The sequence below is a fragment of the Streptomyces sp. NPDC041068 genome (genome assembly GCF_040647455.1).
In the GTDB taxonomy this organism is placed as follows: Bacteria; Actinomycetota; Actinomycetes; order Streptomycetales; family Streptomycetaceae; genus Streptomyces.
Window position 1 is genome coordinate 47,297 of record NZ_JBEZCG010000013.1, and the last position, 22,460, is coordinate 69,756.

Annotated in this window: 18 protein-coding genes; 9 read left to right on the forward strand and 9 right to left on the reverse strand. The window is 70.6% G+C overall.

Going from position 1 to position 22,460, the window contains the following annotated elements:
* Together AB0B50_RS28455 and AB0B50_RS28460 are read right to left on the reverse strand one after the other, a co-directional pair.
* Positions 1-2,046 (reverse strand): discoidin domain-containing protein, encoded by a 2,046-nt coding sequence (locus tag AB0B50_RS28455; protein WP_362337935.1) that lies wholly within the window; start codon positions 2,044-2,046, stop codon positions 1-3.
* A gap of 191 nt (positions 2,047-2,237) precedes the next feature.
* Positions 2,238-2,660 (reverse strand): secondary thiamine-phosphate synthase enzyme YjbQ, encoded by a 423-nt coding sequence (locus tag AB0B50_RS28460; protein ID WP_362337938.1) that lies wholly within the window; start codon positions 2,658-2,660, stop codon positions 2,238-2,240.
* Positions 2,661-2,762: 102 nt separating this feature from the next.
* Between AB0B50_RS28460 and AB0B50_RS28465 the strand changes: the two genes are divergently transcribed.
* From AB0B50_RS28465 to AB0B50_RS28490, 6 genes are all read left to right on the forward strand, one after another.
* The gene (locus AB0B50_RS28465) at positions 2,763-2,846 is read left to right on the forward strand and encodes a putative leader peptide (protein ID WP_355809829.1); all 84 of its coding nucleotides are present in this window, start codon (positions 2,763-2,765) and stop codon (positions 2,844-2,846) included.
* A 192-nt stretch (positions 2,847-3,038) separates the two neighbouring features.
* Positions 3,039-3,917: an ABC transporter permease gene (locus AB0B50_RS28470; RefSeq protein ID WP_362337941.1), complete on the forward strand. Its 879-nt coding sequence runs from the start codon at positions 3,039-3,041 to the stop codon at positions 3,915-3,917.
* Complete coding sequence (locus AB0B50_RS28475; RefSeq protein WP_362337944.1) at positions 3,890-4,690, forward strand: ABC transporter ATP-binding protein; 801 nt, start codon at positions 3,890-3,892, stop codon at positions 4,688-4,690. Before AB0B50_RS28470 ends, AB0B50_RS28475 begins: the two co-directional genes overlap by 28 nt.
* A gap of 34 nt (positions 4,691-4,724) precedes the next feature.
* Entirely contained in the window at positions 4,725-5,801 is a 1,077-nt protein-coding gene (locus tag AB0B50_RS28480; protein WP_362337947.1) for an ABC transporter substrate-binding protein, read from the forward strand.
* 3 nt (positions 5,802-5,804) lie between these two features.
* Positions 5,805-7,013: an LLM class flavin-dependent oxidoreductase gene (locus AB0B50_RS28485; protein WP_362337950.1), complete on the forward strand. Its 1,209-nt coding sequence runs from the start codon at positions 5,805-5,807 to the stop codon at positions 7,011-7,013.
* A 62-nt stretch (positions 7,014-7,075) separates the two neighbouring features.
* Positions 7,076-8,185 carry an NAD(P)-binding domain-containing protein gene (locus AB0B50_RS28490; protein ID WP_362337953.1) on the forward strand — a complete coding sequence of 370 codons (1,110 nt, stop codon included), beginning with the start codon at positions 7,076-7,078 and terminating at the stop codon, positions 8,183-8,185.
* A gap of 18 nt (positions 8,186-8,203) precedes the next feature.
* Here the strand turns inward: AB0B50_RS28490 and AB0B50_RS28495 are convergent, their stop codons facing one another.
* From AB0B50_RS28495 to AB0B50_RS28510, 4 genes are all read right to left on the reverse strand, one after another.
* The gene (locus tag AB0B50_RS28495; protein ID WP_362337956.1) at positions 8,204-9,472 is read right to left on the reverse strand and encodes a S8 family peptidase; all 1,269 of its coding nucleotides are present in this window, start codon (positions 9,470-9,472) and stop codon (positions 8,204-8,206) included.
* A 180-nt stretch (positions 9,473-9,652) separates the two neighbouring features.
* Positions 9,653-10,351, reverse strand: coding sequence for an antibiotic biosynthesis monooxygenase (locus AB0B50_RS28500; protein WP_362337959.1), 699 nt, complete (start codon positions 10,349-10,351; stop codon positions 9,653-9,655).
* Between the two features lie 141 nt (positions 10,352-10,492).
* Positions 10,493-11,311: an endolytic transglycosylase MltG gene (mltG, locus tag AB0B50_RS28505; protein ID WP_362337962.1), complete on the reverse strand. Its 819-nt coding sequence runs from the start codon at positions 11,309-11,311 to the stop codon at positions 10,493-10,495.
* A 108-nt stretch (positions 11,312-11,419) separates the two neighbouring features.
* Positions 11,420-13,225: an ABC transporter ATP-binding protein gene (locus tag AB0B50_RS28510; RefSeq protein ID WP_362337965.1), complete on the reverse strand. Its 1,806-nt coding sequence runs from the start codon at positions 13,223-13,225 to the stop codon at positions 11,420-11,422.
* Between the two features lie 144 nt (positions 13,226-13,369).
* Here AB0B50_RS28510 and AB0B50_RS28515 point away from each other — a divergent pair, with 144 nt between their 5' ends.
* The 3 genes from AB0B50_RS28515 to AB0B50_RS28525 all read left to right on the forward strand — a co-directional run bounded on the left by AB0B50_RS28515 (position 13,370) and on the right by AB0B50_RS28525 (position 18,373).
* Positions 13,370-13,810: a MarR family transcriptional regulator gene (locus AB0B50_RS28515; RefSeq protein ID WP_362337968.1), complete on the forward strand. Its 441-nt coding sequence runs from the start codon at positions 13,370-13,372 to the stop codon at positions 13,808-13,810.
* Positions 13,811-13,829: 19 nt separating this feature from the next.
* A complete protein-coding gene (locus AB0B50_RS28520) occupies positions 13,830-16,748 on the forward strand; it encodes an FAD-binding and (Fe-S)-binding domain-containing protein (protein ID WP_362337970.1) in 2,919 nt (972 codons plus the stop codon).
* Positions 16,749-16,933: 185 nt separating this feature from the next.
* Entirely contained in the window at positions 16,934-18,373 is a 1,440-nt protein-coding gene (locus AB0B50_RS28525; protein WP_362338577.1) for a Gfo/Idh/MocA family oxidoreductase, read from the forward strand.
* Here the strand turns inward: AB0B50_RS28525 and AB0B50_RS28530 are convergent.
* The 3 genes from AB0B50_RS28530 to AB0B50_RS28540 all read right to left on the reverse strand — a co-directional run bounded on the left by AB0B50_RS28530 (position 18,312) and on the right by AB0B50_RS28540 (position 22,402).
* Positions 18,312-19,751, reverse strand: a complete 1,440-nt coding sequence (locus AB0B50_RS28530; protein ID WP_362337972.1) for a cation:dicarboxylase symporter family transporter — start codon at positions 19,749-19,751, stop codon at positions 18,312-18,314. The genes AB0B50_RS28525 and AB0B50_RS28530 overlap by 62 nt on opposite strands.
* 157 nt (positions 19,752-19,908) lie before the next feature.
* Complete coding sequence (locus tag AB0B50_RS28535) at positions 19,909-21,564, reverse strand: peptide-N4-asparagine amidase (RefSeq protein WP_362337975.1); 1,656 nt, start codon at positions 21,562-21,564, stop codon at positions 19,909-19,911.
* Positions 21,565-21,640: 76 nt separating this feature from the next.
* Positions 21,641-22,402, reverse strand: coding sequence for a L,D-transpeptidase family protein (locus AB0B50_RS28540; RefSeq protein ID WP_362337978.1), 762 nt, complete (start codon positions 22,400-22,402; stop codon positions 21,641-21,643).
* Between the last annotated feature and the right edge of the window lie 58 nt (positions 22,403-22,460).

Genomic DNA, 22,460 nt, shown 5'->3' on the forward strand with positions numbered 1-22,460 from the left:
TCAGCGGCCGTACACCGCCGCCTCGTTGATCGAGTAGCCGTACTTGGTCGCGCGCTTCACGCCGTGGACACGGACGTACCGAGCCTGCACCGGGCTGAACACCGCGTTGTCCAGCCCTCCGTTCCCGACGTCCGTGGACCACACGCTGCGCCACGTGGTCCCGTCCTGCGAGACCTCGATCCGGTAGCCCCGTGCGTAGGCCTTCTCCCAGTCGAGGGAGACCTTGCCGACCGTGCGGGAGCCGCCGAGATCGAGCCGCAGCCACTGGTCGTCCGACCAGCCGCTCGCCCATCGCGTACCGGTGTCGCCGTCCACCGCCTTCCCCGCGGCGTAGCTGGTGAACGGGTTCCACTCCGTCGAGCTGGCGTCCGCCGGGGCGCCGGCGGCGAGATCGGGTGCGGGCTTGTGGCGTTCGGTCGCCTTCCAGGTGCGCAGGTAGGACTCCGCACCGCCGAGCAGGTCCCGCACCGTGTCCTTGCCGCCGCTGAGCCGCATCTGCTCGATCCAGTCGGGCACCATGCCGACATGGGCCGCACCGTCGGTGTTGAAGTCCCAGGTGCGGTCGCCGGTGCGCTGCCGGTCGACGACGGAGCCGCCGTCGGCGCTGCGGAAGGGGTACTTGACCGCGTTGGGGGCATCGGGTCCTTCCGGTCCCGGCCAGCCGCCGACGCCGTTCATGTCGGTGCCGTAACCGAGTCCGACGCCGTACTTCTCGCGCAGCGGCTTGGTCCCTGCGGACTCCTTGGCGAAGCTGTCGGCGCTGGACATGTACGAGGACTTGAAGCCGCCGAGACGGTAGACCCGCTCCAGCCAGCCGTCGTCCATCCAGCTGTGGCTGGAGAGCACGCCGGGGTAGTCCGCCGACTCCAGCATGTCCAGGGCTCGGTCGGCCGCCTTGACGCTCATGTGGTCGACCTCGAGCATCATGTTGCGCTTCATCATCCCCTTGACCGCGTACTCGCCGAGGCGGGTAAGGCCACGGGTGTTGCACTGCGCGTCGCTGTCGTACGTGGGGACCTTGGTGCCGGCGGGGAGCAGTTTGCTCACCTCGGCAGGGGCAGCCGCGTTGCCGGAGGGGTTGTCGTGCTGCGGACCGCTGCACTTCTCCGTACGCCAGAAGGTGCCGGTGGAGAGGAACTGGCCGATGTTCACGGCCGTTCCGATGGTGCCCGAGTCCATGCGCACCCCGCAGAGCGCGTTGTCGAACTTGTGGCACAGGAACATGCTGCGCACACCCAGCTTGTACAGCTCGTCCAGACCGCGGTCGATGTCGTCCTTGCCGCACTGGGCGACGTCCAGGATCTGCTTGCAGCCGAAGGGTTCCGAGGTCTCGACGCCGAGCACCACGGCGAGCTTGCCCTCCGCGGCGACCTGGCGGGCCTGGCTGGAGTCGGTGACGATACGGAAGAAGCCCTTGCCCTTTCCGCCGTAGATCTTGTCGATGTAGTCCTGCATCTCGTAGGTCTTGCGGGCTTCGAGGCGGATGGCGTCCATCTCGTCGCAGCCGCGGTCCCTGACGTAGATCGAGCACAGCAGGCCGTTGGTCACCAGGTCGTTGACCAGGATCCGCTGACCGCCGCGCCAGGCGCGCTCCAGCCATGCGTAGTAATTCTGCTGGTGGCTCAGGGAGTTGTGGGCCGGCCAGTCCTTGAAGGTCGGCCAGCCCACCGGGTCGTGGTGGCCGTCCGCACCGCCGGTGACGTTCTCGAAGAGGGCGAGCGAGCCGTCGGGGTAGTGCTCGGGGCAGTCCTTGAGGGCGTCGGCGACGCCCTCGGTGGAGAACGCCTTGCCGCAGATGATGCGGCCGCCGAAGCCCTCGTTGGACATCAGGTGATTGTGGCCGTCGACGAAGCCGCGGACTCGGCCCTCACTGTCCGTGCCGTTGAAGGGTTCGCCGGTGACGTTGATCTGCGAATCGGCGGCGGGCCGCGCCGTGGGCTCCCACCAGGGGGTGTCAGCGCCCGCGGCCGGCGGGGAGCCGACGGTGAAAGCCAGCAGGAGGGTGATGACAGCGGCAAAGAGTCCGCGTCTGCGGAGGAGGGTCATCCGGGGCTACCTTCGCTGTCCGGGATGGGCACGCGCCAACTTACTCGCGCGTAGGTCCCGTCGAGGATGGCGCGCCCCTGACAACCAGTCAATAGTCCGGGACAGATGACCTATTTGACGGATCGTCATCTTCGACGGCGCGAGGAATGGGCCCTCTCCAACGCCCTGCCGTCGCGGCCGAGGCGGCCGCTTCACCCGAGGAACGACAGTCGAACCTGCCGATGGGGATTGTCCTTGTTGGTGTCGACCAGGCAGACCGACTGCCACGTCCCCAGCTCCAGGCTGCCGCCGACCACCGGCAGTGTCGCGTGCGGCGGGACCAGGGCAGGCAGGACGTGGTCGCGGCCGTGACCGGGGCTGCCGTGGCGGTGCTGCCAGCGGTCGTCCGCGGGAAGCAGGGTGTGCAGCGCGGCGAGGAGGTCGTCGTCGCTGCCCGCGCCCGTCTCCAGGACCGCGATGCCCGCCGTGGCGTGCGGCACGAAGACGTTGAGGAGGCCGTCGCGGCCGGCGGCCGCCTCGCGCAGGAAGGCCTCGCAGTCGTGGGTGAGGTCGACGACGGCTTCGGTGGAGCCGGTCGCGACATGCAGGACTTGGGTGGTGAATCCATCGGGCATACGCCCATCCTCCCCCACCCTCCCTTCCAATCGGCGATACGGAGCGTCCACCTTCCGAGACGCCATTGACCGTGTGTACGCCATCTGGCTACGTTCGGCGGCATGTTGCGTTCAGCTCTGCTCACCACGCGCGGTCACATCGACCTGCTGCGGGTGGCCTCCTCCGCGTGTCGCCGCGGCTGCTGACGCCCTTTCACTCGCTTCGCCCGTTCCTTTCCCCGGCCCCATTCGTGTCGGCCGAGTGGTCGTCCCTTCGTCACCTTCACGCGCCCTCGCGTACGGACGTCTGATCCGTAGGCCTGGGCACACCTGAGTCGCGTCGCCGCCTGCCGGGCTCCCTCCCCCTTTTTCTTCTTTCTCTCCTGTCGTGGAGCGCCTATGAGCATCAGCCATGCCCCGCCTCATCCATCTACCGACATCACCGGCATGTCAAGATCAGATCCTGAGCCCGCGCCCGAACTCGAAGCCCTCGTCCCCTCGTCCAGCCGTCGCGCCCGCGTCCCCCGCTGGCTGCGCCGCACCTCCGGGCCCCTCCTCCTGCTCGCGCTCTGGCAACTCCTCAGCGCCACCGGCGTGTTGACAAGCGATGTGCTCGCCTCTCCCGGGACGATCGCCCAGGTCGCCGGTGATCTGATCGGGGACGGTTCCCTGCCGTCCGCCATGGGCGTCTCGCTCCAGCGCGTCGCCGTCGGGCTGCTCTTCGGCACTGTGATCGGCACGGCGCTCGCCCTCGTCTCCGGGCTCTTCCGCATCGGCGAGGACCTCGTCGACGCCGGTGTGCAGATGCTGCGCACCGTGCCGTTCGTCGGGCTCATCCCGCTCTTCATCATCTGGTTCGGCATCGGTGAGGCGCCCAAGATCGCCATCATCGCGCTCGGCGTCTCCTTCCCCCTCTACCTCAACGTGTACGCCGGAATCCGGGGCGTCGACGCCCAGCTGATCGAGGCCGGGGAGTCGCTCGGCCTCTCGCGGTGGGGGCTCGTGCGGCACGTCGTGCTGCCCGGCGCGCTGCCGGGCGCCATGACCGGGCTGCGCTACTCGCTGGGCATCGCCTGGCTCGCCCTCGTCTTCGCCGAGCAGGTCAACGCCGACGCCGGCATCGGCTTCCTCATGGTCCAGGCCCGTGACTTCCTGCGCACCGACGTGATCGTGGTCTGCCTGATCGTCTACGCCTTCCTCGGCCTGATCGCCGACTTCATCGTCCGCACCCTCGAAAGGCTGCTGCTGCAATGGCGACCGACGTTCACCGGCCGGTGACCCCCACCCTCGGCGCGTCGCCCGCCGTCCGCGTGGACGGGCTGACCCGCTCCTTCGACGGCCGCGCCGTCATCGACGACCTCCGACTCGACGTGCGGCAGGGCGAGTTCGTGGCGCTCCTGGGGCGCAGCGGCTGCGGCAAGTCGACGCTGCTGCGCGTCCTCGCCGGGCTCGACCGCGACATCGAGGGCACCGTGCTCGTGCCGCGCCGCAAGGCCGTCGCGTTCCAGGCGCCCCGGCTCATGCCGTGGAAGCGGGTGTGGCGCAACGTCCTGCTCGGCCTGCCGGGCAAGCCCGACCGCGACGTCGCCGAGCAGGCACTGACCGAGGTGGGCCTGAAGCACCGCTCCACCGCCTGGCCCAAGACGCTCTCCGGCGGCGAGGCCCAACGCGCCTCGCTGGCCCGCGCGTTGGTGCGCGAGCCCGATCTGCTCCTGCTCGACGAGCCGTTCGGCGCGCTCGACGCCCTCACCCGCATCAAGGCGCAGCGGCTCGTCGACGAGCTGTGGCAGCGGCGCGGCTGCGCCGTGCTGCTCGTCACGCACGACGTGGAGGAAGCGGTGCTGCTCGCCGACCGGGTCCTCGTCATGGACGGCGGAGTCATCGCGTACGAGAAGGAGATCGATCTGGAGCGTCCGCGCGGAATCGCCGATCCGCGCTTCGCCGAGCTCCGCGCCGAGCTGCTCCAGCGGCTCGGCGTCGAGGCGCCCGCGGAAGCGCCCACCGCGGCCACCCCGCCCGCAGCCGAAGCCCCGGCGCCGTCACCCGCCTGACACCCCCGAACCAACCGCACCGAACGGAACCGCCATGCGACGACCACGTCCCCACCTCGCCCCCGCCGCCCTGCTCCTCCCCCTGGCCCTGCTGCTCGCCGCCTGCTCCGGTACCTCCTCCGCCGGCACGTCGGTCGGCGGCTCGGGCGGCGGCACCGACGGAAAGGGGTCGCTCACCCTCAACGTCGGTGACCAGAGGGGCGGTTCGGAAGCCGTGCTGCGCGCGGCCGGGGAGCTCGACGACCTCGACTACAAGATCCGCTGGTCGACCTTCACCTCCGGGCCTCCGCTCCTGGAGGCCGTCAACGCCAAGGCCGTCGACATCGGCGCCGTCGGCAACACTCCGCCGGTCTTCGCGGCGGGCGCGAACTCGAAGATCTCCGTGGTGGCCGCGACCCACGGCACGGCGGACGGCGAGACCATCCTCGTGCCGGACGACTCGCCCCTGAAGAAGACCGAGGACCTCAAGGGCAAGTCCGTCGCCGTGGCCCAGGGTTCGTCGGCGCACTTCCAGCTGATCGCCTCCCTCAAGGAGGCCGGTCTCGACTTCAAGGACGTCAAGGTCAAGTATCTGCAGCCGGCCGACGCGCTGGCCGCGTTCACCGGCGGCAAGGTCGACGCGTGGGCGGTCTGGGACCCGTACACCTCGCAGGTCCTGCGCGCGAAGAAGGGCCGCGTACTGACCGACGGCGACGGACTGGTGAACGGGCTCAGCTTCCAGGTGGCGGCGCCCGGCGCGCTCGACGACAAGAAGAAGTCCCAGGCGATCGACGACTACCTCAAGCGGCTGCGCCGGGCGCAGGACTGGGTCTTCAAGCACCCGGAGGCCTGGGCGAAGGTCTGGGCGAAGGACACCGGCCTGCCCTACGAGGTGGCGCTCGACGCGGTCAAGCGCACCAACGGCACCCGCATCCCGGTGGCCGTGGACAAGAACGCCGTCGCTTCCGAGCAGGAGATCGCGGACACCTTCACCGGCCTGAAGCTGATCCCGCGCCGCATCGACTTCGGCGACTTCGTCGACACCCGCTTCAACGACGACCTGCCGCCCTCCACCACCGAGCCGCGCTCGTACGGCAAGGCCGACAGCAACGCGGACAGCAAGGAGTCCTGACCCATGACCGTCCACCTCCACTGGTTCCTGCCGACCGGCGGCGACGGCCGCACCCTCGTCGACCGGCACGCCTACACCGACGGCGGCATCACGCGCTCCCGGGTCACTCCGGTGAGCGGCGTGCGCGCCCCCGACATCGAGTACCTGGCCCAGATCGCCAAGGCCGCCGAGCAGTTGGGCTTCGAGGCGGTGCTCACGCCGACCGGCACGTGGTGCGAGGACGCCTGGCTGACGACGGTCGCGCTCGCCCAGCACACGGAGCGGCTCAAGTTCCTGGTGGCATTCCGGCCCGGCGTCATCTCCCCCGTCCTCGCCGCGCAGATGGCGGCGACATATCAGCGCATCACGCGCGGGCGGCTGCTGCTCAACGTGGTCACCGGCGGCGACTCGACCGAACAGCGCCGCTTCGGCGACCACTTGGACCACGACCGCCGCTACGCCCGCACCGATGAGTTCCTCTCGGTCGTACGGGGCGTGTGGAGCGGTAAGCCGTACGACTTCGACGGCGAGCACTACCAGGTCGAGGGCGGACTCACCGCGCTGCCGCCTGACCCGCTGCCCGAGATCTTCTTCGGCGGTTCCTCGGCGGCGGCCGGGCCCGTGGCTGCGCGGCACACGGACGTCTATCTGACGTGGGGCGAGCCGCCGGAGCAGGTCAAGCAGAAGATCGACTGGATACGGGAGCTCGCCGAGAAGGAGGGGCGCACGGTCCGCTTCGGTATCCGTCTGCACACCATCTCCCGCGACTCGTCCGCCGAGGCCTGGGCGACCGCGAACCGGCTCCTCGACGACCTCGATCCGGACACCATCGCCGCCGCACAGGAGGCGCTCGGGCGCAGCGAGTCGGTGGGCCAGCAGCGGATGCTCGCGCTGCACGGCGGCTCCCGCGACAAGCTGGAGATCTCGCCCAACCTGTGGGCCGGCGTCGGCCTCGTCCGCGGCGGCGCGGGCACCGCCCTGGTCGGCAGCCACGCCGACGTCGCCGACCGCATCGAGGAGTACCACGCGCTCGGCGTCGAGCACTTCGTGCTGTCCGGCTATCCGCATCTGGAGGAGGCGTACTGGTTCGGCGAGGGCGTCATCCCCGACCTGGCCGCGCGCGGTCTGCTGCCGCGGATCCCGGCGTCACCGCTGACCGGCGTGCCCGCGGCGAACGGCCGTCCGGCCTCCGCTCCGGGCGGCGCTCCGCTGCTGGTGGCGGGCGGGCGCTGAGAAGCCCGTCACGGTCCTTTCGCGGCGGGAAGATCTCGGACCCCGATGGAGTTAGTAGAAGCGTGAACGACATCGGGGTACGAGACGCAGCCGCCACGACGGCGGTACAGGACGTGGACGTGGTCGTCATCGGCGCCGGACAGGCGGGCCTGTCCAGCGCCTACCACCTGCGACGGGTCGGCTTGGAGCCGGACCGGGACTTCGTGGTCCTCGACCACGCGCCCCGGCCCGGCGGCGCCTGGCAGTTCCGGTGGCCCTCACTGACGTACGCCAAGGTGCACGGCATGCACGCGCTCCCCGGCATGGAACTCACGGACGCGGACCCCGCGCGCCCGTCGTCGGAGGTCATCGGGGAGTACTTCGAGGAGTACGAGCGCCGCTTCGACCTGCGGGTGCGGCGCCCCGTCGACGTGCACAAGGTCCGCGAGGGGGACGAGGGACGGCTCCTCGTCGAGACCTCGGCGGGCACCTGGTCGACGCGCGCGCTGATCAACGCGACGGGCACCTGGGACCGGCCGTTCTGGCCGCGCTACCCGGGCCAGGACACCTTCCGCGGGCGGCAGTTGCACACGGCGATCTATCCCGGGCCCGAGGCGTTCGAGGGTCAGCGGGTGATCGTCGTGGGCGGCGGCGCCTCCGGTACGCAGCACCTCATGGAGATCGCCCCGTACGCGGCGGCTACCACCTGGGTCACCCGGAGCGAGCCGGTGTTCCGCGAGGGTCCCTTCGACGAGGACTGGGGGCGCTCGGCCGTCGCCATGGTCGAGGAGCGCGTACGCCAGGGCCTGCCGCCGCGGAGCGTGGTCTCGGTGACGGGATTGCCCGTGAACGACGCGATCCGGCAGGCGCGGGCCGACGGGGTGCTCGACCGGCTGCCGATGTTCGACCGGATCACACCGACCGGCGTCGAATGGGACGACGGCCGCCGCGTCGACGCCGACGTCATCCTCTGGGCGACGGGCTTCCGCGCCGCGATCGACCACCTGGCGCCGCTGCGCCTGCGCGAGACGGGCGGCGGCATCCGGATGGAGGGCACCCGCGCCGCCGCCGACCCTCGCATCCACCTGGTGGGGTACGGGCCCTCGGCCAGCACGATCGGCGCCAACCGCGCGGGCCGTGCGGCGGTACGTGACATTCAGGGGCTGCTCGCGGGGGCGCCGGTCACGGTGTGACGGCGCCCCCGGGGAGCTCTAGGGCAGGTACAACGTGTAGAGCAGTTTGTCGGGTGTGACCGGCGGGCTGCCCTGCAGCGCTCCCGTGGTGGCGTTGTCGACGAGCCCCTTCTTCACCTGCGCCGGAGTGTCCTTCGGCCGGAAAGCGAGGTGAAGCGCGGCCGCACCGGCCACGTGCGCCGTGGCCATGGACGTGCCGCTCAGCGTCGTGCTGGAGGTGTCGCTGTCCTTCCAGGCGGACGGGATCAGCACACCGGGCGCGAACAAGGAGACGCACGCACCGTAGTTGGACGACGAAGCCCGGCGGTCGCCGCTGTCACTGGCGCCGACACCGATCGTCTCCGGCACCCGCGAGGGCGAGGTGCCGCAGGCGCCGCCGGACTGACCGGCGCTGCCCGCCGACACGGTGTAGGTGACGCCGGAGCCGATCGAGTTGCGCACCGCCGTGTCGAGGACCTGGCTCGCCCCGCCGCCGAGGCTCATGTTCGCGACGGCGGGCCGCTTCGCGTTCTTCGTCACCCAGTCGACGCCGGCGACGACCCCCGAAGTGGTGCCCGAGCCCTGGCAGTCCAGGACGCGCACCGCCACCAGCTTGGCCTGCTTGGCCACTCCGTAGGTCTTGCCCGCGGCGACGCCGCCCACGTGGGTGCCGTGGCCGTGGCAGTCGTTGCCGTTCCGGCCGTCGCCCACGGTGTCGATCCCGACCGAGGCACGGCCGCCGAACTCCGCGTGCGTGGTGCGCAGTCCGGTGTCGATGACGTACACGCTCACGCCGGGAGCGGTGGTGCGGTACGTGTACGTGGTCGACAGCGGGAGGCGGCGCTGGTCGATGCGGTCGAGGCCCCAGGGCGCGTTGGGCTGCGTGGTGTCGGCCGCGGGCCGCACGGAGCGCGGGGCGTCGATCCTGACGCGGGTGTCCTGACGGACGTACGCGACACGGGGATCCGCGGCGAGGCGCTCGGCCTGCGCCCGGCCCATCCGGGCGGAGAAGCCGTACAGCGCCGCCCGGTACACGTGCCCGAGCCGCGCTCCTTCGGCCCGGCCGACGAGCTCGCGCGCCACGGAGGGCACGGCGTCGGCGGCCGCTGCCGAGCGCTCGCCCTTCAGTACGACGATCCAGCCGTCCGGCACGGCGGTCTCGGAGCCGCTCGCGAGCCGTACGTCCCCGGCGGAGCCGCCGGAAGCCGCGTGGGTGACGGAAGGGGCGACGCCGAGCTGGAGTCCGGCGGCCATGAGCGCGGCGGACAGCAGCACCGCTGCCGGCCGCCGACGGGAGGGCATTCTCATTCCCGGTGCACCTGAACCTTTCGTTGACCAGGGGTGGGGTCGGGTCATGTGCGGTGCTCGGTGCGGTCGTTGCCGGTGGTGCGGCGCGGAGCGCACGCCAGCCTCTCGCGCCGCCCGGCGCGGCACAAGAGGCCGGAACGCACCGACCGGCAGCCCCTTTTCACTCGTCGCGTACGCCGCTCAGGACGCGGCCACGTTCACCAGGCTCTTGTGCGGGAGGTAGCGGGGCTCGGCGAGCCTCGGGTGGGCCGGGGTGACGCCCTCCAACTGTGCGATGGCCGCCGCCAGTTCATCGGCACCGCCCTGCTCGGCGAAGCTCCGCCAGGCCGCCAGGTCCTCCCACTCCGCGTGGTCGAGCACCCTGCGGCCGTCCTTGCTGGCGTGGATGTGGGCCGCGAGCAGCCCGGCCGGGCGCAACCGTTCCAGCATCGCGATGACGGTGTCGCCGAGGGCGCGCTGGCTCTTGGGACCGTCGGTCTCGAACGCGGGGGTGACCAGGGCTTTGGGGGTGCGGCCCACGTTCTCCTCGGGGGCGTAGCTGCCGTGGAGCGCGTAGCGCAGCAGGCCGGGGCGTCGGATGCCGGGGACGATCCGGTCTACCTTGCTGACGCCCTGGGCGCGGCGGGCCCGTGCCCAGGCGAGGTGCGCGTCGTCGTCCGTCCACTGCGCGTAGTTGAGGACCTGGGTGCCGTCCTCGCCCAGGAACGTGGTGATCGAGAGCATCGCGTCCGGGCGCTCCTCGTCCTGCCACCCCTCGATGACGAGGTCCGCGGCCTGCCGCTGGACGTCCGGCGCGGGCACGATCCAGGAGCTGACGAGGATCGCCCCTGCGTCCGCGCGCCGGACGTCGGGGAAGGCTGCGGGGATCGGTGCGGGCATGGTCGGCTCCTCCTGGCACTGCGGTGACGCGGGCGGAGGAAAGCGTCATACCTGAACCGCGGTTGAGGTCAAGGCGGTGCCGGTCGGGGCGGAGCAGGTCGAGGTGGAACAGGTCTGGAGGGGCGCGGCAGGCGAACGGGGCTATTTCGCCTGGTTCTTGTTGAACTCCGCGACGTGCTTCTGGTGTTGCTCGAAGCTCGACGTGAAGCGCGTGTCCCCCGGCTTCACGGTCACGAAGTACAGCCAGTCCCCCGCGGTCGGACTGGTCGCCGCCCGCATCGCCTCCTCACCGGGGTTGCCGATGGGCGTGGGCGGCAGGCCCATGCGCGCGTAGGTGTTGTAGGGGCTGCTGATCTTCGTGTCGCGGTCGCTGGTGGCCAGCGTGGAGCGGTTGAGGGCGTAGTTGATGGTGGAGTCCATCTGCAGCGGCATGCCCTGGTCGAGCCGGTTGTAGATGACCCGGGCGACCTTGCCCATGTCCTCCTTCGAGCCCGCCTCGGCCTCGACCATGCTCGCGATGGTGACGGTCTGGTAGACGTTCACGGCGTTGCGGTCGGCCCCCGCCGTGACGTGTCCGCCGCTGAACTTCTTGTTCGCCGTGTTCACCATGTACGACAGCACGGACGCCGGCGTCGACTGGGAACTGATCGGGTACGTCGCCGGGAAGAGGTACCCCTCGGGGTTGCCCCCGGCGTCGCTGGGGAGTTCGAGGTCGGCCTCGGGAAGGGCCTTCTTCGTCGTGCCCGAGGGCACCTTGAGGGCCTTGTCCACGGCCTCGTACACCTGGCCCGAGCGCCAGCCCTCGGGAATGGTCAGCGACTCGGGCCGTGCGTTGTCGTCCGGGAGCAGCAGCGGCACCGCCACGGCGGTGGCCGCCGCGACGGCTCCGGTCGCGATCAGGGCGATCCTGCCCCGCCGCGTCAGTCGAATCGTGCCCCGTCGCGGAGTCTTGGTCTGCATGCGGGCACGGTAACCCGCAGGTGCGGGCATTCCCGGCATATCGTCATGCAGTCGGCTCCGCTCGTCATGCGGTCGGCTGCGCTCTCGTCACGCGGTCGGCCCCGGCCGTCATGCGGTCGGCTCCAGCTGGGCGTCCCTGCGGACGAGGGCGGCGTACCGGCCGTCGCGCTCCATGAGCTCCTCGTGGGTGCCACGCTCGGCGGTGCGGCCCGCGTCCAGCACCACGATCTGGTCGGCGCCGCGGACGGTGGAGAGCCGGTGGGCGATGGTGAGGGTGGTCCGGTCCGCGGACAGGGCGTCGATGGCCTCCTGCACGGCCCGCTCGGTGCGGGTGTCCAGGGCGCTGGTCGCCTCGTCGAGGATGAGGACCGGCGGGTCGCGCAGGATGGTGCGGGCGATGGCAAGGCGCTGCTTCTCGCCGCCGGAGAAGCGGTGGCCGCGCTCGCCGACGACCGTGTCGTACCCGTCGGGCAGGGACGCTATGTGGTCGTGGATCTGGGCGGCGCGGGCCGCGGCGACGAGCTCCTCGTCGGTGGCGTCGGGCTTGGCGAAGCGGAGGTTGTCCGCGACCGAGGCGTGGAAGAGGTAGGTCTCCTGGGAGACCACGCCGACGGCGCGGGCGAGGGTGTCGAAGTCGAGGTCGCGCACGTCGACGCCGTCGAGGGTGACGCGGCCGCCGGTGACGTCGTAGAGCCGGGGCACCAGGTGACTGAGGGTCGACTTGCCGGATCCCGTGGGGCCGACCACGGCGAGGCTGCCGCCGGCGGGTATCGCGAGGTCGATGCCCTGGAGCGTGGGTCCGGACTTCTCGTCGTAGCGGAACTCGACGCCCTCGAAGCGGACCTCGCCCTTGACCTTGTCCAGGCGCACCGGGTTCTCGGGCTCGGTGATGTCGACGGGCAGGTCGAGGTACTCGAAGATGCGCTGGAAGAGCGCGAGCGAGGTCTGGATCTGCACGCCGGTGGAGAGCAGGCTCACGGTCGGCCGGAACAGGCCCTGCTGGAGCGAGACGAAGGCGACGAGCGTGCCGACCGAGACGGTGGGGCCGCCCATCCGGAAGGCGATGCCCGCGGCCCAGTAGATGACGGCGGGCATGGCGGCCATGACGATCGTGATGACCGCCATGCGCCAGCGACCCGCCATGTTCGAGCGCACCTCCAGGTCGACGAGGCGCTCCGACTCGTCGGCGAAGGACCGGGTGAGGGAGTCGGCGCGGCCCATCGTGCGGCCGAGGACGATGCCGCTGACCGAGAGCGACTCGGTCACGGTCGCCGCCATGGCGGCCATCTGCTTCTGGCGCTGCGTGGCGATCTTCTTGCGCTCACGGCCCACGCGGCGGCTGATCCACACGAACACCGGCAGCAGGAGCAGCGAGACGACGGTCAGGCGCCAGTCCAGAGCGAGCATGGCGACGACCGTCGCGATCACGCTCGTGAGGTTGGAGACGAGGGACGTGGCGGTGGAGGTGACGGTCGCCTGCATGCCGCCGATGTCGTTGGCGATACGGGACTGGACCTCGCCCGTGCGGGTGCGGGTGAAGAAGGCCAGGGACATGCTCTGCAGCCGGCCGTAGACGGCGGTGCGCAGGTCGTGCATGACCCGCTGCCCCACGGAGGTGCTGATCAGCGTCTGCAGGACGCCGAAGACGCTCGTGACGACCGCGCCGAGGATCATGCCGAGCGCGAGCAGGCTCAGCAGGCCCGTGCGGCCCTGCGGCAGGGCGGTGTCGAGGATCTCCTTGAGGAGGAAGGGGGTGGTGACCGAGACGAGGGACGCGGCGCAGACCAGCAGGCCCACGATCGCGAGGCGGCCTCGGTAGGGACGGAAGAGGCGAAGGATGCGGCGCATCTGGCGCGGCGGCTCCTGGCCGGGGGCCTGGGGCGGCGGCGTCCAGGTCGGTTCGTCGTGACGCATGGGCTCCTACGGGATGCGGGGACATCGGGAACTGGGGGACATCGGGAACTGGGGAGATCGGGGACCCACGGAGAAAGACTTCATGGAGCATAGCTCACTGTTACCTACGCTCACAATGCACAAGGTCCTGATAATGTTCCCGTCATGAGCACCCCGGACACCGACGGCCCTCTCGCCGAACAGCTGCTGCGGCTCACCCGCAGGCTGCACCGCATCCAGAAGCGCCATCTGGAGCCGGTGGGAGTCACCCCTGCCCAGTCCCGGCTGCTGCGCACCCTCGCGCACTACGACGCGCCGCCGCGCATGGCCGACCTCGCGCAGCGCCTCGAAGTGGTCCCGCGCGCCGTGACGAGCCTGGTCGACGGCCTGGAGTCGGGCGGCCTGGTGCGCCGTGCGCCGGATCCGAGCAATCGCCGCGTCATCCGGATCGAACTGACGGATGCGGGGCAGGACGCCCTGAAGAAGCTGCGCAGCGCGCGCCGGGCCGCCGCAGAGGACATCCTGGCTCCACTGACCGCCGAACAGCGCGAGGTGCTCGGCGGCCTGCTGTCCGCCCTGGTCGACGACCCGGGCGACCGCTGCTGACACCGCCGAGGGAGAGCCCATGCCGTTGCTGGAGCCCGATCCGGACGCCCTGCGCCCCACGTCGCCCGACCGGGCTCCCGCGCCCGACCGTGTGCCCGACCGGCTGGCCACGGGCACCCCGGAGCCCCTGCGCTCCGAGCTGACCGCGCTCCTCGGTGCGGACAAGGTCCTGACGAAGGTCTCCGACCTGGTGCGGTACGCCTCCGACGCGAGCCCCTACCGCTTCGTGCCCCAGGTCGTGATCGTCGCCGAGGACATCGACGACGTCTCGACCGTCCTGTCGTACGCGCACGGCAAGGGCCGCGAGGTCGTCTTCCGCGCGGCGGGGACGTCCCTGAACGGCCAGGCCCAGGGCGAGGACATCCTCGTGGACGTGCGCAAGCACTGGTCGGGCATCGAGGTGCTCGGGGACGGCGAGCGGGCCCGCATCGGACCCGGGACGACGGTGCTGCGCGCCAACGCCACGCTCTCCCGCCACGGCCGGGTCCTCGGCCCCGACCCGGCGAGCGCCATCGCCTGCACCATCGGCGGTGTCGTCGCGAACAACGCGTCCGGCATGACGGCGGGCACCACCCGCAACTCCTACCGCACGGTCGCCTCGCTGACGTTCGTCCTGCCCTCGGGGACGGTCGTGGACACGGCCGAGCCGGACGCGGACGACCGGCTCGCGCACGCCGAACCCGCCCTGTGCCAGGGCCTCCTTGCCATCAAGCGGGAGATCGAGGCGGACCCCGAGCTGGTCGCCCGCATCCGCGCCAAGTACCAGATCAAGAACACCAACGGCTATCGCCTGGACGCCTTCCTCGACGGGGCGACACCCGTGGAGATCCTGCGCGGCCTGATGGTCGGCTCCGAGGGCACCTTCGGATTCATCTCCGAAGTCGTCTTCGACACCCTGCCGTTGGACCGGCACACCAGTACCGCCCTGCTCTTCTTCCCCTCGCTGCCCGCGGCGGCCGCGGCCGTGCCGGTGTTCAACGCGGCGGGCGCGCTCGCCGTCGAGCTGATGGACGGCAACACGCTGCGCGCCTCGGTCAGCGTCCAGGGGGTGCCCGCGGACTGGGCCGGGCTCCCGAAGTCGACGGCCGCGCTCCTGGTGGAGTTCCGCGCCCCGGACGAGGCCACGCAGGAGGCGTACGAAGCGGCCGCGGCCAAGGCGCTCGAAGGGCTCGAACTGGTCGCGCCCGTCGCCTCGGTGACCAATGCGTTCACGCGCGACGCGAAGACGATCGGCGGCTACTGGAAGGCGCGCAAGGCCTTCGTCACCGCCGTCGGCGGCTCCCGCCCCTCGGGGACGACGCTGATCACCGAGGACTTCGCGGTGCCTCCGGGAAAGCTCTCCGAGGCCTGCGAGGCCCTGCTCGACCTGCAGACGCGGCACGGCTTCGACGCCGCCGTCGCGGGCCACGCGGCCCACGGCAACCTGCACTTCCTGCTCGCCTTCGACGCGGCGGTCCCCGCCGACGTGGCGCGGTACGCCGCCTTCATGGACGACTTCTGCCGCCTGACCGTGGAGCGCTTCGACGGCTCCCTCAAGGCCGAGCACGCCACAGGCCGCAACATCGCACCCTTCCTGGAGCTCGAATGGGGGCCGCAGGCCACGGAGTTGATGTGGCGCACGAAGCAGGTCATCGACCCGGACGGAGTCCTCGCGCCGCGCATCGTCCTCGACCGCGACCCCAAGGCCCATCTGCGCGGCCTCAAGACCATCCCCAAGGTGGAGCTGATCGCGGACCCGTGCATCGAATGCGGCTTCTGCGAACCGACCTGCCCCAGCGAGGACTTGACCACGACCCCGCGCCAGCGCATCGTGCTGCGCCGCGAGATGATGCGCCAGCCCGCGGGTTCCCCCGTCGAGGACGGCCTCGTCGACGCGTACGGCTACGACGCCGTGGACACCTGCGCGGGCGACTCGACGTGCAAGCTGGCCTGCCCGGTCGGCATCGACACCGGCGCCCTGATGAAGGACTTCCGGCACGCCCGTCACTCGCCGCGCGAGGAGCGGATCGCCGCCCTCACGGCCAAGAACTTCAAGGCCGTCGAGGCGTCCGCGCGGCTCGCGGTGGCCGCTGCCGACAGGATCAGCGACCGGCTGCTCACCGCGGTGACCCGCACCGCGCGCAGGGCCGTCCGCCCCGACCTCGTACCGGAGTGGCTGCCCCGGATCCCCGGGGCCGCGGCGCGCCGACTGCCGCGCACCGCGCGCGTGGGCGCATCGGCCGTCTACTACCCGGCATGCGTCAACCGCATCTTCGGCGGGCCCGGTGACCGCTCCCTGGCCGAGGCCGTCGTCGCCGTCTCCACGCGCGCGGGGAAGCCCGTTTGGATTCCGGACGATGTCGCGGGGACGTGCTGCGCGACGATCTGGCACTCCAAGGGGTACGACGAGGGCAACAGGGTCATGGCCAATCGCATCGTCGAGGCGGCCTGGGGCTGGACCGCGGGCGGCCGCCTGCCGCTGGTCGTCGACGCCTCGTCGTGCACGCTCGGCATCGCGCACGAGGTGGTGCCCTATCTGACCGCCGACAACCGCGCGTTGCACCGGGAACTGACGATCGTCGACTCGATCGTCTGGGCCGCCGACGAGCTGCTCCCCCACCTCACCGTGCGCCGCACGATCGGCTCCGCCGTGCTGCACCCCACCTGCTCGATGCGGCACCTCGGCGACGAGGCGCAGCTGCGCACGGTGGCCGAGGCGTGCGCGGACGACGTGGTCGTCCCGGACGACGCCGGGTGCTGCGCCTTCGCGGGCGACCGCGGCATGCTCCACAAGGAGCTCACGGAGTCGGCCACCGCGAAGGAGGCGGTGGAGGTCACCGCCCGCCCCTTCGACGCGCATCTGTCGGCGAACCGCATGTGCGAGGTCGGCATGGACCACGCGACGGGCCGCGGCTACTACTCCGTGCTTCTGGAGCTGGAGCGCGCGACCCGCCCCTGACACGAGACGTCCGGCTCCCCGATAAGTCCAACTTCTCGATCACTACAGCCTCTTGCTTCTCGCCCGCACCGCCATCAAGGTGGCTTCCGCCCAGTGGTAGAGACCACGACGACGGAGGTCCGATGCACGACGAGAACGCGACACCGACCCCTGACGGCACCACCCCCGAGCACGACACCGAGGGCATGACAGGAGACGGCCACTCGCGTCGGGCGGTGCTCCGCACGGCGGGCATCGCGGGCGCGGGGCTCGGCCTCGGCGCCTTCGCGGGCGGCACGGCGCACGCCGACGCTCCGGCGGTCGGCGCCGCCTCGGGCACGGCCTCGGGCACGGCCGCGGACACGGCCAAGGACACGGCCAAGGCTCCCGCACGCAAGGGCGACACCATGATCGGCGTACCGTTCGACCGGCGCTCCACGGTGCGCGTCGGGATCATCGGGCTCGGCAACCGCGGTGGGTCCATGATCGACCTGTTCCTCGCGATACCCGGCGTGCGCGTGGTCGCGCTCTGCGACCCGGTCAAGGAGAAGACCGCGGCCGCCGCGAAGAAGGTCACGGCCGCGGGCCAGCCGGCCCCGGCGACGTACACCAAGGGCGAGCACGACTACGAGAACCTGTGCAAGCGCGGCGACATCGACTTCGTGTACGTGGCGACGCCCTGGGACTTCCACTTCGAGATGGCCAAGTCGGCGATGCTGAACGGCAAGCACGTCGGCGTGGAGTGTCCCATCGCGATGCGCCTGGACGAACTGTGGGAACTGGTCGACCTCTCGGAGCGGACCCGCAGACACTGCATGCAGCTGGAGAACTGCTGTTACGGCAAGAACGAGATGCGCGTGCTGCGGATGGCGCACGCGGGCAAGTTCGGCGACCTGCTGCACGCCGCCGGTGCCTACAACCACGATCTGCGCGGCCTGATGTTCGACCCCGACTACTACGAAGGGCCGTGGCGCCGCCTGTGGCACACGCGGCTGCGCGGCGACCTCTACCCCAACCACGGCTTCGGCCCGACGGCCAACTACATGGACGTCAACCGCGGTGACCGCGTCACGCACATCTCCAGCTTCGGCACGCCCGCGCTCGGCCTCGCCGAGTACCGCAAGGAGCACATGCCGCCGGGCGACCCGAGCTGGAAGGAGACGTACATCGAGAGCGACCGCACCATCAGCCTGGTCCAGACGGCGAAGGGGCGGGTCATCCGGCTGGAGCACGACGTCTCGACTCCGCACCCCTACAGCCGCATCAACAGCCTCGGCGGCACGAGGGGTGTCTTCGAGGACTACCCCGAGCGCATCTACATCGAGCCTGACCACACGAACGACGAATGGGGAGACTTCGGCAAGTACGCCGCCGAGTTCGACCACTGGCTGTGGAAGGAGCACTCCAACCCGCCGGGCGGGCACGGCGGCATGGACTACATCATGATCTTCCGTCTGATGCAGACCATGCAGCTCGGCCTCGTCCCGGACTTCGACGTGTACGACGCGGCGACGTGGACGGCGCCCGTGCCGCTGAGTCATCTGTCGATCAAGGCGAAGGGGGCGCCTCAAGCGATCCCGGACTTCACTCGCGGGCTGTGGAAGAAGGCGCGTCCGGGAATCGACTCGGAGAAGCCGAAGGCGTAGCCGGGTCAGCGGCCGGGGCAAGGGACTTGGGCCCGGCGGCGCTCATCTCCGCGCCGCCGGGCTCCTCCGCCTGTTCCGGCACGAACGCGATCTCGCCGCCGAGGACCTTCTTCGCCCGCGCCGTGTCCAGGGCACCCTCCCAGCGGGAGACCACGAAGACGGCCACGCAGTTGCCGAGCAGGTTCGTGGCGACGCGCATCGCGTCCATGATGCGGTCCACGCCGAGCAGCAGCGCGACCGCCCCGGCCGGGATGACACCGAGCGCGGAGGCCGTCGCGGACAGCGCGAGGAAGGCCGAACCCGGCACGCCCGCCATGCCCTTGCTGGTCAGCATGAGAACCAGGACGACGGTGATCTGCTGGCCGATGGTCAGGTCCACGCCGACGGCCTGCGCGATGAACAACGTACCGACGGAGAGATAGATCGAGGCGCCGTCGAGGTTGAAGGAGTACCCGGTCGGCAGGACGAGGCCGACGGCGTCGTCGCGGCAGCCGGCCTGGCGCAGCTTCTGCATCATGCGCGGCATCACGGTCTCACTGGACGCGGTGCCGAGCGCGAGCAGCATCTCCTCGCGGGTGTAGCGCACGAACTTCCACAGGCTCAGGCCGGTCAGCGCCTTGAGGGCGAGTCCGAGCAGGACGAGGAAGAGCAGCGCCACCGCGTAACAGATCCCGATGAGCTTGCCGTACGTCGACAGGGCACCCAGGCCGTACTCCCCCACCAGATGCGCGGTGGCCCCGAACACGGCGAGCGGCGCGAGCTTCATGATGAAGCCGACGACGGCGAAGACGACTTCCTGGGCCTGCTCGATGGCGGGCAGGATCGCGGGCACCTTGGTGTGGCCGAGGTGCAGCAGCGCGGCGCCCACCAGGCAGGACAGCACGAGGACTTGGAGGAGGGAGTTCTCGGCGAAGGCGCCGACCGCGCTGTCGGGCAGCGAATGCAGGATGAACTCGCTGGTCGAGGGGAGTTCGCCGCCGCCGGTCTTCTCGTCGACGGCGGAGGCGTCGAGTTTGTCGGGGTCGACGTTCATGCCGATGCCGGGGCCCCCGAGGTTGCCCGCGAGCAGGCCCACGACGAGCGCGACCGTCGTCGCGACCTCGAACCATATGAGGGCCTTGAGACCGATGCGGCCGAAGGCCTTGAGGTCTCCGGCCTTGGTGATTCCGGCGACGACCACGCAGAAGACGAGCGGCGCGATCATGGCCTTGATCAGGCGTACGAAGCCGTCGCCGAGCGGTTGGACGGCCGAGCCCGCGTGGGGCCACAGCCGTCCGACGACGACTCCGATCACCAGGGCGCAGGCGACCTGCGCGAAGAGGGAGGTACGCAATGTGCGTGCGACGCGTCGCGGCAGGGACGGTACGGACTGCGGCACGGGCACTCCTGTGGAGAGGCGTAAGCGACTTTTGGGATACGGAAGTTGACTTCCACCTTCCGCGAGCCGCCACTATTGCGGAGTGCCCGCCTCCGCAGAAGGCCCCGGTGTCACATCGGGGTAAATCTTGGATCTTGCTCCAAATGCCCCGGGGCGATCAGCAGCGCAGCCTGTCCTCCGTCAGGGTTCCCTGGGCCGTGGCCAGCGTGCGGTCGTGGCAACCCGCGTCACCGATCAGCCGGTAACGCTCGCGCGAGGTGCCGACGGCGTGCCGCTGGTCGCGCGGGACGTTCGCCGTGTACGTCGCGTCGCCGTCGTAACGGTCGTCGAGCACCGACCAGTTGGTGCGCCGGTCGCCGCGCTTCGTGACGCTCTCGGCACGGTCGCCGAGGGAGATCTCGGTACGCAGCCGGTCGCCGGCCCCGAGGGTCGTGGTGCCGTCCATCGTGTACGTCCGGTCGGTGCGCACGGAGCGGCCGCCCGTGGTGACCGTCTCGCGGTCGGTCCAGGCGGCCTTCAGCGCGTCCATCGCCTCACCCTCGGTCCAGCGGTGGACGGAGGTGTTCGTGAGGGCGCGGTCCACGGTCGTCGTGACGCGCCCGTGCGAGGTGTTCACGTAGCCGGAGACGCCGAGCCGGTGGCCACCCTCGGTGTCGAGACGGTGTTCGGTCGTGGGCGAACCGGGCGTGTACGTCGCCTTGTCGGCGAGGTCGCCCTCCTCGTGGCGGGTGAGCCTGCCCGTGACGCGGTCACTCTTCTCGTCCTGCCAGACCAGGACGTTGACCGGGGTGCTCCAGCCGGTCTGCGCCTTCGGCACGCCGACGACGGATACCTCCACCCGGTGCGGACGGCCGTCGTTGAGGGTGCCCGTGAACGGCGTCAGGTCGTACTCGATGGGCTTGATGTCGAAGGCTCGGGGGCCCGGGATCACGTACCAGAGGAAGGGGTTGGACCAGCCGCCGGTCCACACCGTCGGGAACGGCGCGGCGATGCCCGCCAGTTTGCCGTCGACCTTGACCTGCACCTCGCGGTAGGGGCCCTTGTCCGCCTTGCAGGAGTAGGGCGCGGCGTCGGGCACCGTCAGGTACCAGTACTCCTCGCAGCCGCCGCCGGAGCCGGTGGCGTAGACCTCGGCGACGATGCGTTCGCTGTTGCGGGGTGTGGAGAGGGTGGTTCCGGTGGAGCCGTCGCCGAGGGGGATGACGCGGTCAGGCGTGGTGTGCGTCTGCGGCTTCGGCTTCGGCTTCGGCTTCGGCTTCGGCTTCGACGCAGGGGCGCGCTGCTCCGGCTCGTAGAAGGTCAGCGTGACCCTGACGTCGATGATCCCGGTGTACGTGTCGTTGACGACGTTCCCGATGAGCATCTCGACCTGCTGGTCATGGCTCAGCGTTTCGCTGTAGCGGGTGACGTCCTTTTCGACGGACCAGGTGATGCCGTCCTCCGACGGCTCCGGAGTGGACGTACGGAATACTTCTACGCCGCCCATGCGGAGGTAGCCGAGCCGGTCGTACTGCCTGCCCTTCACCTTTCCGTCGAGGCGCAGGACCACCTTGCCCCAGTGGCCTCGGCCGCACTTCTCGGGCGGCGCGTAGTCACCTTTGTAGGGCGTGAAGTCCTTGAACTGCGCCTCGGCGACGGTCACTTCACAGGACTTGGTGTGCGGTTTCGGGACCGGGGGCGCGGCGGTGACCGGGTCGTGCCAGTCGGTGCCGAACTCCGGAGGGGGCGTGTCGGCCGCGGCCGGACCCGCACTGAAGAGGGTGCTCGCCGCGAGGGTGACCCCGGCGAGCATGGACATGACGCGTCTTCTCATGGGGGATTTCTATGGGCACTCGGCGATCACCGCAACGGTCACGCCCGGCGAGCACCGGCTCATGGCACCCGGCCGTTCACGCCTTGAGGTTCATCCTGTCCCCCATCACCACGACCGGGTGCTGCTTCGGATCGAGCGTACGAAGGAGGTACTCCATGCCCGACTTGGACAGACTCACACACCCCGACGTACCGCTGCCGTGGTCCATGTGCAGCCAGATACTGCCGCCCTTGGACTGGCCCTGCGGCCGCGTCGGATCGTTCGGCGGGGTGCCCTTGGCGCGGTTGTAGTCGATGGCGATGACGTAGTCGAAGTCGCGCCAATGCGTCTTGGGCCAGTAGTGCGGGGCCTGCATCGACGACGACTGCGTGTACGGCAACTTGGCGCCCGGGTCGGCGAGGACGCCGCCCGCGTCGGTGAGCGTGAACACGCCGACCGGGCTGCGCTTGTCGTTCTCGCGGTGGCCGGTGGTCCAGCCCTTCTTTCCGTTGTGCCCTGGCCAGCTGCGGACCTTCTCCCAGGTGTCGTCCGAGCTATCCGACTTCGTGTACAGGACGACGGTCGACTTCGCCCAGTTCACACCGTCGCCGTACACCGCCACGACCTGGCGTGAGTTCTTGGGGATCTTGGACTGCAGACGGTCGCCGACATCGGGGATGCGCCTGAGGTCGGCCGCGCGCGCGTTCGCCCCGCCCTCCGCGCTCCCGCCGTTCCCCGCGCCGCGGTCGTCCTTCTTCGACGCGTCCTCGCTCCCGCTCGCGCAGGACGTCACGGACGTCACAAGGACACCGCAGGCCGCTGCCGCGACCACCGCTCGCACCGCACCGGCTATTCGCATCGGTCCATGGTCGCACCCGGTCCCGACGCCCTCGGCCGGGACCGCGGCCCACCGGAAG